Genomic DNA, 15,300 nt, shown 5'->3' on the forward strand with positions numbered 1-15,300 from the left:
TTTAATGGCTCGCGCTCGCATCGAAGTGCCGTTTCACGATGTCGATGCGATGAACGTCTGCTGGCATGGACATTATCTGAAGTACTTCGAAATCGGCCGGGTGGCGCTGTTGCGTGCGTTCGACTACGACTATCAGGCGATGCAGGCATCGGGTTATCTGTGGCCGGTGGTTGATGTGCAGTTGAAGTATCTGAAGCCCGCGCGCTATGGCCAGTTGATCGAGGTGCGAGCGGAGCTGCTGGAGTTCGAGAACCGGCTGAAGATCGGCTACGAGATTGCCGACTGTGCCTCCGGCGAACGGCTGACAAAAGGGCAGACGATTCAGGTCGCGGTTGAGGCGGCCACTCAGGAGTTGCAGTTTGTTGCACCAGCCGTGGTGTTCGAAAAGCTGGAGCGGGTATGGACAGGGAGGGATTCATGCGCAGGTTGAGGTTGCGGGTGATGGGATTGGCGCTGCCGCTGGTTATCTCGTTGGTGACGGCACTGTCGAACCATGTGCGGGCCGCTGAGCCTGGGACGGGCGCTGGTAACCGTGCCAGCGGTGTGAGTGTTGCCGACTCGGCTAACGCTAACGTTACCGATGCCGCGGCTGCCGCTGCTGCACGGCTGACGGAGATCACACGCCATCTGGCCGCGCGGGGCAATGTGAGAGCGCAGTTTCGCCAGACTCGCACGCTCGCAGCGCTGAAGCAGCCGCTGGTGAGCACTGGCTCGATTCTGTTCGTGCGTGAGCACGGCATGGTCTGGCAACTCGCTACGCCTTACCGCACGACTTACGTCATTACCGATGCGGGGGTGAGCGAAATCAGCCCGCAGGGTCAGCCGCTGGTGTCGCAAGGCGGCCAGGGCATGCGCGGGGCGGCGCAAGTCTCGCGCATGCTGCGGGCGATGCTGGGCGGCGACCTGTCTGCGCTTTATGCGCAATTCGATGTCACGGTGCAAGGCACAGCGTCGCGCTGGCACATCGTGCTGACGCCGAACCAGCCGCAATTGGCGCAGTCGCTCAAGCGTCTTGATTTGAGCGGCGGTAACGATCTGCACAGCGTGCGTATCAGCCTGGCAAACGGTGACCTCACCCAGATGGATTTCACTGATAGCGTCGCCGCAGGTGTGCTGTCGGCCGCTGAACGCACGCAGCTTGGCGCGCCATGACGGAGCGGATGCGGATGCGCCCAGATTCAGGCACCGGGTCACATTTACGCTGGCAGCGCCGCCGCTTGCAAGCGGGATGGCTGTTGCTGGCGTTGCTGGCCGCGTGGTATTGCGCGTGGCGTTTTGCCGGACCTACGCCGTTGCAAACCAATTTGCTGGCGTTGCTGCCCGCGACCGAAGCTGATCCGGTGGCTGAACAAGCGGTGGAAAAAATGGCTGCGGCGTTTGGCGAGCGCACGGTTTTCGTCTTGTCGAGCCGGGATGCGCAGCAGGCCAAAGCCGCTGCGCAACAACTGGGTGTGGAGCTGCGTGCGAGTGGTGCGTTTCGCTCGGTCATCGCGCAGTTGCCGCCGTTTGATCTGTCGAGCATCGCGGCGCTGTATTTGCCGTACCGGTTCGGCTTGCTAACAGCGGAGGACCGGGCGGCATTGCAAAACGGCACGTTTGTGCCACAGCAGGTGTTGTTGCAACGGCTCTACAGTCCCGTCGACAGCGCGCTGACGACGCCGCCTGGCGACGACCCCTTCGGCTGGCTGCAACGTTATCTGGCGGGTTTGCCGCTAGCAACGTCCCGGCTGGAGCTCGAAGATGGCTTGCTGATTTCCCGGCGTGGTGCGGTGACTGACGTGCTGGTCAATGCCACGCTGGCTGGTTCGGCGTATGACGCTGCGGTACAGCGTGCAGTGCGCGCAGCGCTGGAGCGCGCGCAAACCCGTCTCGCCAGCCGCTATCCGGAGGTCACGCTGAACCGTGCGGGTGCGGTGTTTTATGCCGAAGCGGCGCGTTCGGCGTCTGAGCGCGAAGTGCATCTGATTGGCTTCGTGTCGCTGTGCGGCATTGGCTTGCTGCTGCTGTGGGTGTTCCGTGCGCCGCGTCTGATTCTGCTGGGCCTAGTATCCACTGCGCTGGGCATCTTGTTTGCGCTGACGATGACGCTGCTGATCTTTGGCCAGTTGCATCTTCTGACGCTGGTGTTTGGGGCGAGCCTGATTGGTGAAGCGGTCGATTATTCGATTCAGTATTTCGTCGCCTGGCGTGGGGCGGGGCGTGACTGGGATGCCGCGCGTGCGGCTCGCCGGGTGCGGCCCGCGTTGGGGGTGGCACTAGTGACCAGCATGCTGGGCTACGCGGTGCTCGCGGGGGTGCCGTTTGCTGCGCTGAAGCAAATCGCGTGTTTTGCGATGGTTGGCATTCTCACGGCGTTTGCCTCGGTGATCTGGTTGCTGCCTACGCTGCTGCGAAGCCCGGCGCAACAGCCCGCACCGTTGTTGTTTGAGCGCGCAGCGTGGCTGCTGGCGCAGTGGCAGCGTGTGCTCAGCGGGCGCCGGGGCGGGTTCGTCGTGTTGCTGCTGGTGCTGGGTGCGGTGCCGGGCTGGCTGCAGCTGTCGAGTGATGATGATGTGCGCTTGCTGATTCAGCGGGATCCGGCGTTGGTGGCCCAGGAAAAAATCGTGCGCGCTGCGGTTGGCATGGCGGACAGTTCATCGTTTTTTGTCGTGCGTGGCGCTGCGCCCGAAGAGGTGCTGCAACGGCTGGAAGCACTTGAGGCGCGGCTCGCGGCCTTGCCTGCTGCGGCACAGTGGCCGCGCTGGCAGTCGCCAGCTTCGTTTGTGCCATCGGCCCGGCGGCAAGGCGAGGCTCACGCGTTGCTGGAGCGGCGTCTGCTGCAGGATTCTGCAGGGCTGCGCGCGCTGCTGCTCAAGACTGGATTCCGCGACGAGGTGGTTGAGGCATGGCTCGCGGCGGCGCACCGGGCACCGGGGGTGCTGACGCTGGATGCGTGGCTCAAAACGCCATGGTCGCAGCCGTTTCGCCATCTCTGGCTGGGGGAGCTTGATACGGTGAACCATACCTATGCTGCCGTGGCGCTGCCGCAAGGCGTGGCGGTATCGGATCAGATGGGGAATCAGGCTGCGGATCAAACCGCGGCCCAGGCGACAACTCAGGCGACAACCCAAGCTGCCTTACTAGCGGTGGCGCACGACGTGCCGGGCGTGAGCCTGGTCGACAAGGCCGCGAGTGTGTCTAGTCTTTTCCGCGTGTATCGCCAGGAGAGTGCGCTCTGGCTGGCCGGGGCCGTGGTGTTGGTGGCGGTTCTGCTGTCGTGGCGCTATGGCGTGCGCGGCGGGCTCTTGACCACCTTGCCGGTGGTGCTGGCCATCGGGGTCACGCTCGCGGTGTTTGGTTATCTGCGTGTGCCACTGAGCCTCTTCAATAGCCTGGCGTTGATGCTGGTGTTGGGCGTGGGCGCGAACTATGCGGTGTTTCTGCGCGAAGGTGCTGCGCGTAGTCCTGCGGAGCTTGGCGCGGTCTGGGCCGGGGTGCTGCTGTCGGCAGCAACCACCTTGTTGTCGTTCGGCCTGCTGACGTTAAGCGCCATGCCTGCGTTGCACAGTTTCGGCATGACGCTCGCGCTGGGTATCGCGGTATCCGTGCTGTTTGCGCCGTTAGGCCTTGCTATACCGCTCACGCCTGTGTTGGCCCGTTCCTCACGGAGCCGCTTATGAGCTTGCCTCGGGTTGGTCTGCATGCGCTCGGCATGCTCAATGCGTTGGGCAGCGGGGTTGACGCCATCGTGGCGGCGCTCGCGGCGGGCCATGCGCCGGGCATGGGGCGGCTGGCCGGGCTGGATGGACGTGGCGCGGAACGCTTTGCTGGCCGGGTGCTGACGCCACTTGAGCAGGCTCCGCCCGCCGCGTTGTGTGCTTTCGACTGCCGTAACAATCGCTTGCTGCTGGCGGCGCTGACGCAGATCGAGCCCGCTATTCATGAGGCCCGTGAACGTTTTGGCGCAGACCGGATCGGCGTCGTGCTGGGCACGAGCACCTCGGGCATTGCCGCGGCTGAGGCTGCGCTCGCGGAGCAGGCGCGTAGCGGTGCGATGCCCGCCGCGTTCGCGTATCAACAGATGGAAATCGGCACGGCAGCGCCGTTTGCTGCAGCGGTGCTGGGGTTGCGCGGACCGGCTTATACGGTTGCAACGGCTTGCACGTCGAGCGCTAAGGCTTGCGCGGCGGCACGGCGTCTGTTGCAACTGCAGCTGTGCGATGCGGTGGTGGCGGGCGGGGTGGATTCACTGTGCGCGCTCACGCTGGAAGGTTTTGCCGCGCTGGAATCCACCTCCAGCACGCGCAGTAATCCGCTAAGCCGTAACCGCTGCGGTATCAACGTGGGTGAAGGCGCAGCGGTGTTTCTAATGAGCCGTGAGGCGGCACCGGTGTTTCTCGCTGGAGTGGGTGAAGCCAGTGACGCCCATCATATTTCCGCGCCGGACCCGCAAGGCGCAGGTGCTGAGCGGGCGCTGCGCGCCGCGCTGGCAGATGCCGGAATCGACGCGCAGGCGATCTCCTACGTGAATCTGCATGCCACGGCCACCGTCAAGAACGACGCGATGGAAGCGCATTTGATGGCGCGGGTTTTTCCAAAGGGTGTGCCCGCGAGCGGGACTAAACCGCTGACGGGCCATTTGCTCGGGGCGGCTGGTGCCACCGAGCTTGGCTTTGCCTGGCTGACGCTGAGCCGCCCGGATATGGCGTTGCCGCGGCATGTCTGGGATGGTGAAGCGGACAGCGCCTTGCCTCGCCTTGATCTGATAGAGACGCCGCGTTATCTGCGCTCAGATGCGGGGCCACGCTATGTGATGAGCAATTCATTTGCCTTTGGCGGCAGCAATGCCAGCCTGATCCTGGGGGCAGGAGCATGAGCATGCACTGTGAGATTCCCGCGTCATTCACGCCAATGACGGCGTTTGATGCTATCGAAACCATCCTGCCGCATCGCGGCACGATGCTGCTGCTTGATTCCGTCAGTGCCTGTGATGAGACCACGCTGCGGGCGCACGCCAGTGTGGATGGCAGTGCGTGGTATGCCGATGCGGCGGGTGCGATGCCTGTATGGATCGGCATTGAACTGATGGCGCAGGCCATTGCCGCTCATGTCGCGCTACTCGCCCAGCGTGCGGGTGCGGCCGTGCGCCCTGGTGTGCTGCTCGGTTCGCGCCGGTATCACGCGCATCAGCCTGCATTCGCCTGTGGCAGTGCTCTGGTGATCGAGGTCAGCGAATTGCTGCGAAGTGAAGCGGGGCATGGCGCGTATGAGTGCGCTATCAGCAGCGCGGGAGTGTGCGGGGCGCAAGCGGTGGTCAAGGTGTTTCAGCCGGACGATTTTCATGCATTTATTGGACGGAGTATCAGGTGATGAGCCGACGTGTTCTTGTGACTGGCGCTAACCGCGGGATTGGCCGCGCCATTGCCTTGCAACTGGCCGCTGACGGTTTTGCGCTGACCGTGCATTGCCGCAGCGGACGCCTGGAGGCGGATGCCGTGGTGGTGGAGATCATTGCGCAAGGTGGTTCGGCGCAGGTGTTGCAGTTCGACGTGCGTGAGCGTGCGGCATGCCGCATCGCGCTGGAACGTGACGTGGCGGAACAGGGCGCTTACTACGGCATCGTGTGCTGTGCCGGCGTTACGCGCGATGGTGCGTTCCCTGCGCTGAGCGGTGAAGACTGGGACATCGTGCTCGAAACCGGACTGGATGGGTTTTACAACGTGGTGCATCCGCTGACCATGCCGATGGTCCGGGCGCGCCAGGGCGGGCGCATCGTCAGCATCGCGTCGGTCTCCGGCGTGACCGGCAATCGCGGCCAGGTGAACTACAGCGCGGCAAAGGCTGGGCTGATAGGCGCAACCAAGGCGCTCGCGGTGGAACTGGCCAGCCGCAACATCACCGTGAACTGCGTCGCGCCGGGTCTGATCGAAACCAGCATGCTGCACGATGCGGCGGATTTGCCGCTCGACAAGATGTTGCAGACGGTGCCGGCCGGCCGCGTGGGGCAGCCAGCCGAAGTCGCGGCTGCCGTGAGTTTCCTGATGTCGGATGCGGCGTCTTACATCACACGCCAGGTGCTGGGCGTGAACGGCGGGATGATCTGATGAAGCGCGTGGTCATCACTGGAATGGGGGGCGTCACAGCGCTGGGTGAGCATTGGGACGAGATTGAAGCGGCGCTCGCGCGGGGGAGTAATGCCGTGCGGCGCATGCCGCAATGGGATGCCTACCCGGCACTCCATACGCGCCTGGCATGTCCGTTACCGGGTTTTGCCGCGCCCGCGCATTACCCGCGCAAGAAAACCCGCTCGATGGGTTTGGTCTCGCTGTATGCGGTGCGGGCGAGTGAACTGGCATTGACCGATGCCGGTCTCGCCGGGGCTGGCTTTATCGCCGATGGCTGCATGGGCGTGGCTTATGGCTCGTCGTCGGGCTCGGTCGAGCCGATTCGCGCATTCGGTGAGATGCTGGCCACGGGCTCGATGAGTGACATCACCTCTAACAGCTACGTGCAAATGATGCCGCACACCTGCGCGGTCAATGTGAGCCTGTTCTGGGATCTCAAAGGCCGGATCGTGCCCACTTCATGTGCCTGCGCTTCGGGCAGCCAGGCGCTGGGCTATGCCTACGAAGCGATCGTCACGGGCAAGCAGGTGCTGATGCTCGCGGGTGGTGCGGAAGAACTGTCGGCACCTGCTGTCGCGGTGTTCGATACGCTTTATGCCACCAGCACGCGTAACGACGAGCCGCATCTCACCCCTCGTCCGTTCGATGTGGCGCGCGATGGCCTGGTGGTGGGTGAGGGCGCTGCGACCCTGGTGCTGGAGGAATACGAACACGCCCGGGCGCGTGGCGCGCACATTCATGCGGAAATCGTGGGCTTTGGCTGCAATTCCGATGGCGTGCATATTACCCAGCCGACGGCCGCGACCATGGCTCGCGCGATGCAGCTAGCGCTGGGCGATGCCGCTCTGGCGGCGCAAGCGATCGGCTATGTGAATGCGCATGGCACCTCGACCGATCGTGGCGATCTGGCTGAAAGCCATGCCACCGCGCAGATCTTCGGCGAGCGCGTACCGCTGAGTTCGTTCAAGAGTTATGTCGGCCACACGCTGGGCGCATGCGGTGCCCTCGAAGCCTGGTGGACGATCGAGATGATGAAGCGCGGCCGCTTTGCCCCCACGCTGAACCTGACCCAGCCCGACCCTGCCTGTGCCTCACTCGACTATCTGATGCACGCGGCGCGCGCGATTGATACCGAATACGTAATGAGCAACAACTTTGCTTTTGGCGGCATCAATACCTCGCTGATTTTCCGGCGAATGTCATGACGGCGGAGGCAAGGCGGGGTCTAGCGCGCGTGGTGGTCACGGGGATGGGAATCGTCTCGTGTCTTGGCAATACGCTCGATGAGGTCGCGTCGAATTTGCGCGTGGGCCGCTCAGGCATCACGCGCATTGCTGCGTGGCGTGAGCGCGGTCTGATGAGCCAGGTGGCGGGCGTTGCATCAGTGCAGGCAGAGACGCCGTTCGAGCACAAGTTCGAGCGCTTCATGGGCGATACCGCGCGTTTTGCCTGCCATGCGGCGCGCAAGGCCATCGCCGATGCTGGACTTGAGCCGCAACGGCTGCGTTCACCCCGCGCGGGTGCTGTGGTGGGCTCGGGCGTCGGCGCGATGGCGGCTTACGACCTTGCGCTGGGCATTGCGCAGGCGCGCGGCAGCGACAAGATCTCACCATGCACGGTGCCCCAGGTGATGGGGAGCACGGCGTCGGCGAGTATCGCGCAATGCTTTGGCGTGGAAGGCACGTGCTATTCGCCGTCGGCGGCCTGCACCACGTCCGCGCTGGCGCTCGGCCAGGCGATGCAACTGATTCAGGGTGGCCATCAAGACCTCATGCTGGCCGGCGGGAGTGAAGCGTTGCATGACAACACCGCGTTGATGTTTGACGCGATGGGGGCCTTGTCACGGCGTTTTAACGACACGCCCGGGCAGGCGTCGCGCCCTTATGACCTGAGCCGGGATGGCTTTGTGCTGGCGGCTGGCGGCGGTGTGCTGGTGCTGGAATCGCTGGCGCACGCGCGGGCACGTGGAGCACGGATTTACGCTGAACTGAAGGCTTTTAGCCACGGTACCGATAGCACCGCGATGGTTGCGCCGCAGGCGTCGGGCATTGCCCGCGTGTTGCAGGCGGGAGTGGCCGATACGCCGCACTATCTCGACTACATCAACGTGCATGCCCCATCGACGCCGCTCGGTGACCGGGCCGAAATGCTCGCGTTGCGGCAGGTGTTTGGCGCGCGGCTGGCACCATTTTCGTCAACCAAGCGTTTTTCGGGGCATTCGCTGGGGGCTTGCGGCGCGCATGAAGCGATCTATACGTTGTTGATGATGCGTGATGGTTTTATCGCCGGAATGGGCGAGATCGAAGCGCCGGACCCATGCATTGAAGGGCTGCCAGTGGTGCATGCCTCGCGCCCGGTACGGCTTGAGCGGGCGCTGTCGTTGTCATACGGTTTTGGCGGAAGCTGTGCCGCGCTGATCTTTGAGGCATGGCGTGGGCATTGAAGTCCGTTCGATCGTTTAACTTAAAAGGAACTCCATGAGAGCGCTGTACTGGATCACTACCTGTGCAACGGTGGCCGCCCTGAGCGGCTGCGGCACGCGTTTCATGTCACTCCCGGCGCAGCCAGCGCTTGATGTGGCGACGTCGGCGGGGCCGGTCGGGTTTTATACCCTCGGGCAAACCCACCCGCCAGTGGCCAAGGTGCTGGGGCCGGTGAAGTATTCGGTGCGGATTGCTCGCGGCACTGATGGCCGGGAGCAGTCTTGCCAGAGCGCCTTTGCCGAGGCGCTGCAGAAGCTGCGCGCTACGGCACAGGAGCGTTCCGGCAATGCGGTGATCAATCTCAAGACCAGCTTCCACCGCCGGAGCAGCGATCTGGCAACGGACTTTGCTTGTGGCGTGAGCCTAAGCGCGGCAGCGCTCAAGGTGAGTGGCGAGGTGGTGCTGCTGGATCAGCCCTGATCTCTGGGCGTGAAACCTGATGACGTTTAAGCCAATGACGTTTAGCCTGGACGGGTGGCCGCGACGTTGACGAGGGTCTCGCGGCGTTTGCCGGGCTGCGGCCGATGCAGCCCGAGCCGCTCGAAGAGACCGAAATCGGCTGCGCGGCTCCACCACAAATAGGGCAGCGAAACATTTTCAGACCCGAAACTGAAACCAGCGCTGCGCAGCATCGCAAGATATTGCTCAGCGCTTTTTTGCACCTGCATCGGATGCCGGAACAGCAGCCGGATCACCCACGACTTGATATAGGCCTCGGTCGATTCAGCGAATAGCAGCACGCCACCAGGCTTGAGCACCCGGTGAAATTCCGCCAGTGCCTGGGTTTGCTCGACCAGATGATGAAACGTTTGATGGCAGAGCACGATATCTGCGCTGCCACTGGGCAGGGGTAACGCGGCGCAGCCACCGTGCAGCAGTGTGATCTCGCAGGGGCGGGCACCTGACTGGCAGGCCGCCGCCGCGTGAGCTGCGAGCGCGAGTGAGGGCTTGTGAGCATCAATCCCGATGATGCGCGCCGGTTGAAACGTGTTGGCCAGTAGCTGGAATGCGCTGCCCTGGCCACAGCCCACATCAACGATGACGGCAGCAGCGGGTGGCGGCTGACGCATGAGCTGTCGCAGATCGTTGAGCGCTACTCGCAGCACGTGATGTTTCCAGGTGTGCGTGCGCAGAAACCAGAGACCAAAAGCAGTTTCAGGCACAAATTTTGTGCCGGATATTTCGGATGACGACACGTTAAAACTCCGTTTGAAGGTGAGCTTAAATAGCGCGCGTCATTGTAATGGCAGACCGGTACGCCAAAAAGTACCGCTCAACTAAGTTTTATAGAAGGCTTGATTGAACATGAATTCCCCTGCAGTAGACGTGGACGTTGCCATCATCGGCGCGGGTCCATCAGGTGCCGTTGCGGCAGCCTTGTTGCGTCAGGCCGGTCATTCCGTGTGTGTGCTGGAGCGTCAGCACTTCCCGCGTTTTTCCATTGGCGAAAGCCTGCTGCCGCAAAGCATGGCGTATCTGGAGGAGGCTGGGATGCTGCCTGCGCTGATTGAAGCGGGCTTTCAGTACAAGAACGGGGCGCATTTTGTCCGGCGCGATGAGGTCTCGGTCTACGACTTTCGTGAGAAATATTCGCCAGGCTGGGGCACGACCTGGCAAGTGGAGCGGGCCGTCTTCGATGATCTGTTGATTCGCTGCGCAGCGGAGCAGGGCGCGGAGGTGCGCTTTGGTCATACCGTGCAGGCGTTTCACCCGGGGGCACAGCCGGTGCTGGAGGTGAGCGATGAAAGCGGGGCGGAGTATCGGCTGCATGCGCGTTTCGTGCTGGATGCCAGCGGTTTTGGCCGCGTGCTGCAACGCTTGTTGAAGCTCGATATCCCCACCGGCATGCCGCCACGCAGAGCGTTGTTTACTCACGTGCGCGATGCGTTACCCGTTGGTGCGCTGGATCGCAACAAGATCTGCGTTGCCGTGCATCCCGAGCATGACAACGTCTGGTACTGGATGATTCCGCTTGCCGGTGGCCGTGCGTCGATGGGCTGCGTGGCACAAGGCGATTTTCTTCAGGTGGACGAAGCGGAACGCGAAGCCCGCTTGCGGGCCTTGATCCGTGAGGAGCCGACGCTGGGCAAGTGGTTTGGCGACGCGCCGTTTCTGCTGCCAGTCCGGACCATTGGCGGTTATGCGGCGAATGCGTCGGAATTGTCCGGGCCGGGGTATGCGTTGCTGGGCAATGCCGGTGAATTTCTGGACCCGGTGTTTTCGTCTGGCGTGACGATTGCACTGCGTTCCGCCCATCTTGCCGCGCATGCGCTGGTGCGCCAGTTTTCGGGTGTTCCGGTGGACTGGCTGGCGGAGTACGACACGCAATTGCGGCGCGGGATCAACGTGTTCCGTGCCTTTGTTGAGCGCTGGTACACGGGGGAGTTGCAGGAGATCTTGTTTTATCCCGAGCAGACGCCGCAGATCCGCCGGATGATTAGTTCGGTGCTGGCGGGTTATGCGTGGGATGAAACGAATCCGTTCGTTAAAGATCCAGTGCGACGGCTGGATATGCTTTACGAGGTATGCCACACCAAGGCCTGAATAAAGCCTGAACAACGCGTGATGCTGGAAAGTGAAAACGCCGCCGCTCACCATCTGGTGAGCGGCGGCGTTTGATTTCATCATGCCTGTGATGCTTGTGGAGGCGTTTAATACAGCTGCCGTTTGAGGCGGGCAGCGTGCGGTTCGTGGTTCGTGGCTCGCGGCGCGACAACCCGCAACCCGCTACCGCTCGTTCTCACCCCTCCAGCACAGGTGAGCGCGTCCGCAGATAGTGTTCAAAATCAGCTGCAACTTCAGGATGGCGCAGCGCGAATTCAACTGTCGCCTTCAGATACCCCAGCTTGCTGCCGCAATCAAAACGGGTGCCGTGATATTTGTAGGCCAGCACTTGCTCATCCGCCAGCAGCGACTGGATTGCATCAGTGAGTTGAAATTCACCGCCCGCGCCGGGTTTGAGCGCGCGGATATGGTGAAAAATGCGGGGCTTGAGCACATAACGGCCGACCACGCCGAGGTTCGATGGCGCGACTTCAGGCGCGGGTTTTTCGACAATCCCTGAGAGCTTGATGATCGAATCCTCCCACTCCTTGCCCTCGATAATTCCGTAAGACTTGGTCTCCGACTGGGGGATCTCTTCGACGCCAATCAGCGAGCTGTGATAGTGGTCGAACACGTCGATCATCTGCTTCATCACAGGCGGTTCGCCATACAGCAGGTCATCGGCAAGGATCACCGCAAACGGGTTGTCGCCGACCAGTTTTTCGGCGCACAGCACCGCATGTCCCAAACCCAGTGCTTCGGGCTGACGCACATAAAAGCAGTCGACGTGGCTTGGTTTGATGCTGCGCACCAGTTCCAGCAATTCGGTTTTGCCGCGCGCTTCAAGTTCAGCTTCGATCTCGTAGGACTTGTCGAAGTGATCTTCAATCGCGCGCTTGCTGCGTCCGGTGACGAAGATCATTTCGGTGATGCCTGCGGCCATCGCTTCTTCGACGGCGTACTGGATCAACGGCTTGTCGACAATCGGCAGCATCTCTTTGGGACTGGCCTTGGTGGCTGGCAGGAAGCGGGTGCCAAGACCGGCTACAGGAAAAACGGCTTTTGTCACTTTAAGCATGGAGATATCCTGGTCTTCGTTCTAACGCGTGGTGACGCCGGCCGTTTCCGGCGCATCGGCGCGGCGTGCATCGTGCGTGGCTGGAAGGGCGCGGTGTCAAGCGCGGGAGGTGCATGAGTCGTGGCGTGGGCTTAAGTGGACTGAATGGCGGGCAGGCGGGCTAATTGCGCGCCCAGTTTGCCGATGGTGGCCTGATATTCAGCCAAGCGCTTTTGCTCCTGTTCAACGACAGCGGCGGGTGCGCGTGCCACAAAGGCTTCGTTTTGCAGTTTGGTGTTGCATTTCGCCACCTCGATAGTGAGCCGCTCGATTTCTTTGCTTAGACGCTCGCGTTCTGCGGCGAGGTCGATTTCTACTTTCAGCACCAGCTTGTCGTCGCCCACGATGGCGATCGGTGCGCCTGCAGCCTGGGCGTCGAGGGTGGCTTCGTCGGCGATGATCTGCACTTCTGACAGCCGCGCGAGGGCCTGGGCATATGGCGCGAATGTGCTCAGGCGGGTGGCGTTGCCGGTTGCCAGCAGCGGCACGCGGGTGGCGGGTGACAGGTTCATTTCACCGCGCAGGTTACGGCAGGCGTCAATCAGGGTTTTCAGGCCGCTGACCCATTGCTCGGCGGCTTCGTCAATTTTGGCTGGATTGGCTTGCGGGTAAACCTGGGTCATCAGCGAGGCTTCGCCTTCCGCCTGGCCTGCTGGATAGCGGCCCGCGAGCGGCGCGACTTTTTGCCAGAGGGCTTCGGTAATAAACGGGATTACCGGATGGGCGAGGCGCAGCACGGTTTCAAGCACGCGCAGCAAGGTGCGGCGTGTGGCGCGCTGCTGCTCGGGGGTGCTGTTTTGCAACTGCACTTTGGCGAGTTCGAGGTACCAGTCGCAGTATTCGTCCCAGACGAACTTGTAGAGCGCGCCCGCTACGTTGTCGAGGCGGTAATCGGCAAAGCCTTTGGCGATCTCGGCTTCAGTGCGCTGCAACTGCGAGACGATCCAGCGGTCGGCCTGGGAGAAATCGAGGTAGCCGCCAGGGCCGCACTGGTTTGCTGTGCCGGGTTCGCAGGCGGCTGGCTGAGCCTGGCCGCAGTCGTGGCCTTCGCAGTTCATCAGCACGAAGCGCGTGGCATTCCAGAGCTTGTTGCAGAAGTTGCGATAGCCCTCGCAGCGAGCCAGATCGAAATTGACATTGCGCCCGAGCGTAGCCATTGAGGCCATCGTGAAGCGCAATGCGTCGGTGCCGAAGGCGGGGATGCCGTCAGGAAACTCTTTGCGGGTTTTTTTCTCGATGGTGCTGGCCTGTTTGGGATTCATCAGGCCAGTGGTGCGTTTGGCGATCAGCGCATCGAGGCCGATGCCATCGACGAGATCAATCGGGTCCAGCGTATTGCCCTTGCTCTTGGACATCTTCTGGCCTTCGGCATCGCGCACGAGGCCGTGCACATAGACCGTATCGAAGGGTACCTGGCCGGTGAAGTGAGTGGTCATCATGACCATCCGCGCGACCCAGAAGAAGATGATGTCGAAGCCCGTGACCAGCACCGACGACGGCAGGAAATGACGTAGCTCTTGAGTGTCATTGGGCCAGCCGAGCGATGAAAACGGCACCAGCGCGGACGAGAACCAGGTGTCGAGCACATCCTCGTCACGCCGCAGGGCACCGTTATAGCCTTTGGCGGCCGCTTGCGCGTGGGCTTCGGCTTCGCTGCGAGCGACGAAAATTTCACCGTTTTCGCCGTACCAGGCGGGAATCTGATGGCCCCACCACAGCTGGCGTGAAATACACCAGTCCTGAATATTTTCGAGCCACTGGTAATACGTGTTGCTCCAGTTTTCTGGCACGAACTTGATCTGACCATCGCGCACGACATCTAGTGCGGTTTGCGCAATCGACTTGCCCGGATGGAAGGTGCCTTCCGGAGCAGGCTGGCTCATCGCCACGAACCACTGGTCGGTCAGCATCGGTTCGATCACGACGCCAGTGCGGTCGCCACGCGGCACCATCAGCTTGTGCGGTTTGACGGATTCGAGCCGGCCCAGCGCTTCCAGATCGGCCACCACGCGCTTGCGCGCGTCGAAGCGGTCGAGCCCGCGATAGGCTTCAGGGGCGTTGTCGTTGATCTTCGCGTCGAGCGTGAGGATTTCGATGGAGGGCAGGCCGTGGCGCTGGCCGACCTGGTAGTCGTTGAAATCGTGCGCAGGGGTGACTTTGACCACGCCAGTGCCGAATTCGCGTTCGACGTAGGTGTCGGCGATCACGGGAATTTCGCGGCCGCTGAGCGGCAGCAGCACGGTTTTGCCGATCAGGTGAATGTAGCGTTCGTCTTCGGGATGCACCATCACCGCGACGTCGCCGAGCATGGTTTCCGGGCGGGTGGTGGCCACCGTCAGAGAGCCGGAGCCGTCGCTCAGCGGGTATTGGATGTGCCACAGGTGGCCGTTTTCTTCTTCGCTGACGACTTCGAGATCGGACACGGCGGTGAGCAGCACTGGGTCCCAGTTCACGAGGCGCTTGCCGCGATAGATCAGCCCTTGCTCGTGCAGCCGCACGAACACATCGCGCACGGCGGCCGACATTTTGTCGTCCATCGTGAAGTATTCGCGCGACCAGTCGATGGATGCGCCCAGGCGTCGTACCTGGCCGGTGATGGTTGAGCCCGATTGCTGCTTCCATTGCCAGACGCGCTCGACGAAGGCTTCGCGGCCGAGGTCATGACGCGACACGCCCTGGGCATCAAGCTGCCGCTCAACCACGATCTGCGTGGCGATGCCCGCGTGATCGGTGCCCGGCACCCACAGCGTGTTGTCACCGAGCATGCGGTGATAGCGCGTGAGGCTGTCCATGATGGTCTGGTTGAACGCGTGGCCCATGTGCAACGTGCCCGTGACATTCGGCGGCGGCAATTGAACGGAAAAATTCTTGCGGTCTGGCTCGAACGCGGGAGCGGCAAAGCCGCGTTTTTCCCATTCGGGTCCCCAGTGGGATTCAATCGTATGGGGCTCGAAACTCTTGGCAAGCGTGCTGTCGCTCATGGGTAGGAAGTCTGCTGAAAAAGGCGTGGAAAAAGGCGTTGAACGGCGAATTATAAAGGGATTGCGTCTGC

General features: G+C 62.3%; 13 protein-coding genes. 10 read left to right on the top strand and 3 right to left on the bottom strand.

Annotation, left to right across the window (positions count from 1 at the left end; all coding sequences use genetic code 11):
- Positions 1–4: 4 nt before the first annotated feature.
- The 9 genes from GH656_RS06795 to GH656_RS06835 are packed head-to-tail and all read left to right on the top strand — an operon-like array spanning position 5 to position 9,007.
- Positions 5–430, top strand: coding sequence for an acyl-CoA thioesterase (locus GH656_RS06795; RefSeq protein ID WP_425495854.1), 426 nt, complete (start codon positions 5–7; stop codon positions 428–430).
- Positions 418–1,152: an outer membrane lipoprotein carrier protein LolA gene (locus tag GH656_RS06800; RefSeq protein ID WP_246184219.1), complete on the top strand. Its 735-nt coding sequence runs from the start codon at positions 418–420 to the stop codon at positions 1,150–1,152. The genes GH656_RS06795 and GH656_RS06800 overlap by 13 nt, the downstream gene beginning before the upstream one ends.
- A gap of 14 nt (positions 1,153–1,166) precedes the next feature.
- On the top strand, positions 1,167–3,659 hold the full coding sequence (locus GH656_RS06805) for an MMPL family transporter (protein ID WP_246184220.1): 2,493 nt from the start codon (positions 1,167–1,169) through the stop codon (positions 3,657–3,659).
- Complete coding sequence (locus GH656_RS06810; RefSeq protein WP_153075179.1) at positions 3,656–4,855, top strand: beta-ketoacyl-ACP synthase; 1,200 nt, start codon at positions 3,656–3,658, stop codon at positions 4,853–4,855. Before GH656_RS06805 ends, GH656_RS06810 begins: the two co-directional genes overlap by 4 nt.
- Positions 4,856–4,857: 2 nt before the next feature.
- On the top strand, positions 4,858–5,349 hold the full coding sequence (locus GH656_RS06815; protein WP_153075180.1) for a hotdog family protein: 492 nt from the start codon (positions 4,858–4,860) through the stop codon (positions 5,347–5,349).
- Entirely contained in the window at positions 5,349–6,083 is a 735-nt protein-coding gene (locus GH656_RS06820) for a 3-ketoacyl-ACP reductase FabG2 (protein ID WP_153075181.1), read from the top strand. Before GH656_RS06815 ends, GH656_RS06820 begins: the two co-directional genes overlap by 1 nt.
- A complete protein-coding gene (locus GH656_RS06825; RefSeq protein ID WP_153075182.1) occupies positions 6,083–7,309 on the top strand; it encodes a beta-ketoacyl-ACP synthase in 1,227 nt (408 codons plus the stop codon). The genes GH656_RS06820 and GH656_RS06825 overlap by 1 nt, the downstream gene beginning before the upstream one ends.
- Positions 7,306–8,547: a beta-ketoacyl-[acyl-carrier-protein] synthase family protein gene (locus GH656_RS06830; RefSeq protein ID WP_153075183.1), complete on the top strand. Its 1,242-nt coding sequence runs from the start codon at positions 7,306–7,308 to the stop codon at positions 8,545–8,547. The genes GH656_RS06825 and GH656_RS06830 overlap by 4 nt, the downstream gene beginning before the upstream one ends.
- Positions 8,548–8,581: 34 nt before the next feature.
- The gene (locus GH656_RS06835; protein WP_153075184.1) at positions 8,582–9,007 is read left to right on the top strand and encodes a signal peptidase; all 426 of its coding nucleotides are present in this window, start codon (positions 8,582–8,584) and stop codon (positions 9,005–9,007) included.
- Positions 9,008–9,048: 41 nt separating this feature from the next.
- Here GH656_RS06835 and GH656_RS06840 read toward each other — a convergent pair whose 3' ends face one another.
- Complete coding sequence (locus tag GH656_RS06840; RefSeq protein ID WP_153075185.1) at positions 9,049–9,783, bottom strand: class I SAM-dependent methyltransferase; 735 nt, start codon at positions 9,781–9,783, stop codon at positions 9,049–9,051.
- Between the two features lie 109 nt (positions 9,784–9,892).
- Here GH656_RS06840 and GH656_RS06845 point away from each other — a divergent pair, with 109 nt between their 5' ends.
- Positions 9,893–11,131 carry an NAD(P)/FAD-dependent oxidoreductase gene (locus tag GH656_RS06845; protein WP_153075186.1) on the top strand — a complete coding sequence of 413 codons (1,239 nt, stop codon included), beginning with the start codon at positions 9,893–9,895 and terminating at the stop codon, positions 11,129–11,131.
- Between the two features lie 196 nt (positions 11,132–11,327).
- Here the strand turns inward: GH656_RS06845 and galU are convergent, their stop codons facing one another.
- Both galU and GH656_RS06855 read right to left on the bottom strand, forming a co-directional pair.
- Complete coding sequence (gene galU, locus GH656_RS06850; RefSeq protein ID WP_153075187.1) at positions 11,328–12,209, bottom strand: UTP--glucose-1-phosphate uridylyltransferase GalU; 882 nt, start codon at positions 12,207–12,209, stop codon at positions 11,328–11,330.
- Between the two features lie 131 nt (positions 12,210–12,340).
- A complete protein-coding gene (locus GH656_RS06855; protein WP_153075188.1) occupies positions 12,341–15,229 on the bottom strand; it encodes a valine--tRNA ligase in 2,889 nt (962 codons plus the stop codon).
- Positions 15,230–15,300 lie beyond the last annotated feature (71 nt).

The sequence above is a fragment of the Paraburkholderia bonniea genome, assembly GCF_009455625.1.
Lineage (GTDB): Bacteria > Pseudomonadota > Gammaproteobacteria > Burkholderiales > Burkholderiaceae > Paraburkholderia > Paraburkholderia bonniea.

Excerpts from the sequence above, each read along its gene's own strand:
- GH656_RS06835 (WP_153075184.1), top strand. The coding sequence starts at position 8,582 with ATGAGAGCGCTGTACTGGATCACTACCTGTGCAACGGTGGCCGCCCTG.
- GH656_RS06825 (WP_153075182.1), top strand. The coding sequence starts at position 6,083 with ATGAAGCGCGTGGTCATCACTGGAATGGGGGGCGTCACAGCGCTGGGT.
- GH656_RS06810 (WP_153075179.1), top strand. The coding sequence starts at position 3,656 with ATGAGCTTGCCTCGGGTTGGTCTGCATGCGCTCGGCATGCTCAATGCG.
- GH656_RS06830 (WP_153075183.1), top strand. The coding sequence starts at position 7,306 with ATGACGGCGGAGGCAAGGCGGGGTCTAGCGCGCGTGGTGGTCACGGGG.
- GH656_RS06800 (WP_246184219.1), top strand. The coding sequence starts at position 418 with ATGCGCAGGTTGAGGTTGCGGGTGATGGGATTGGCGCTGCCGCTGGTT.
- GH656_RS06805 (WP_246184220.1), top strand. The coding sequence starts at position 1,167 with ATGCGCCCAGATTCAGGCACCGGGTCACATTTACGCTGGCAGCGCCGC.
- GH656_RS06820 (WP_153075181.1), top strand. The coding sequence starts at position 5,349 with ATGAGCCGACGTGTTCTTGTGACTGGCGCTAACCGCGGGATTGGCCGC.
- GH656_RS06855 (WP_153075188.1), bottom strand. The coding sequence starts at position 15,229 with ATGAGCGACAGCACGCTTGCCAAGAGTTTCGAGCCCCATACGATTGAA.
- GH656_RS06815 (WP_153075180.1), top strand. The coding sequence starts at position 4,858 with ATGCACTGTGAGATTCCCGCGTCATTCACGCCAATGACGGCGTTTGAT.
- galU (WP_153075187.1), bottom strand. The coding sequence starts at position 12,209 with ATGCTTAAAGTGACAAAAGCCGTTTTTCCTGTAGCCGGTCTTGGCACC.
- GH656_RS06795 (WP_425495854.1), top strand. The coding sequence starts at position 5 with ATGGCTCGCGCTCGCATCGAAGTGCCGTTTCACGATGTCGATGCGATG.
- GH656_RS06845 (WP_153075186.1), top strand. The coding sequence starts at position 9,893 with ATGAATTCCCCTGCAGTAGACGTGGACGTTGCCATCATCGGCGCGGGT.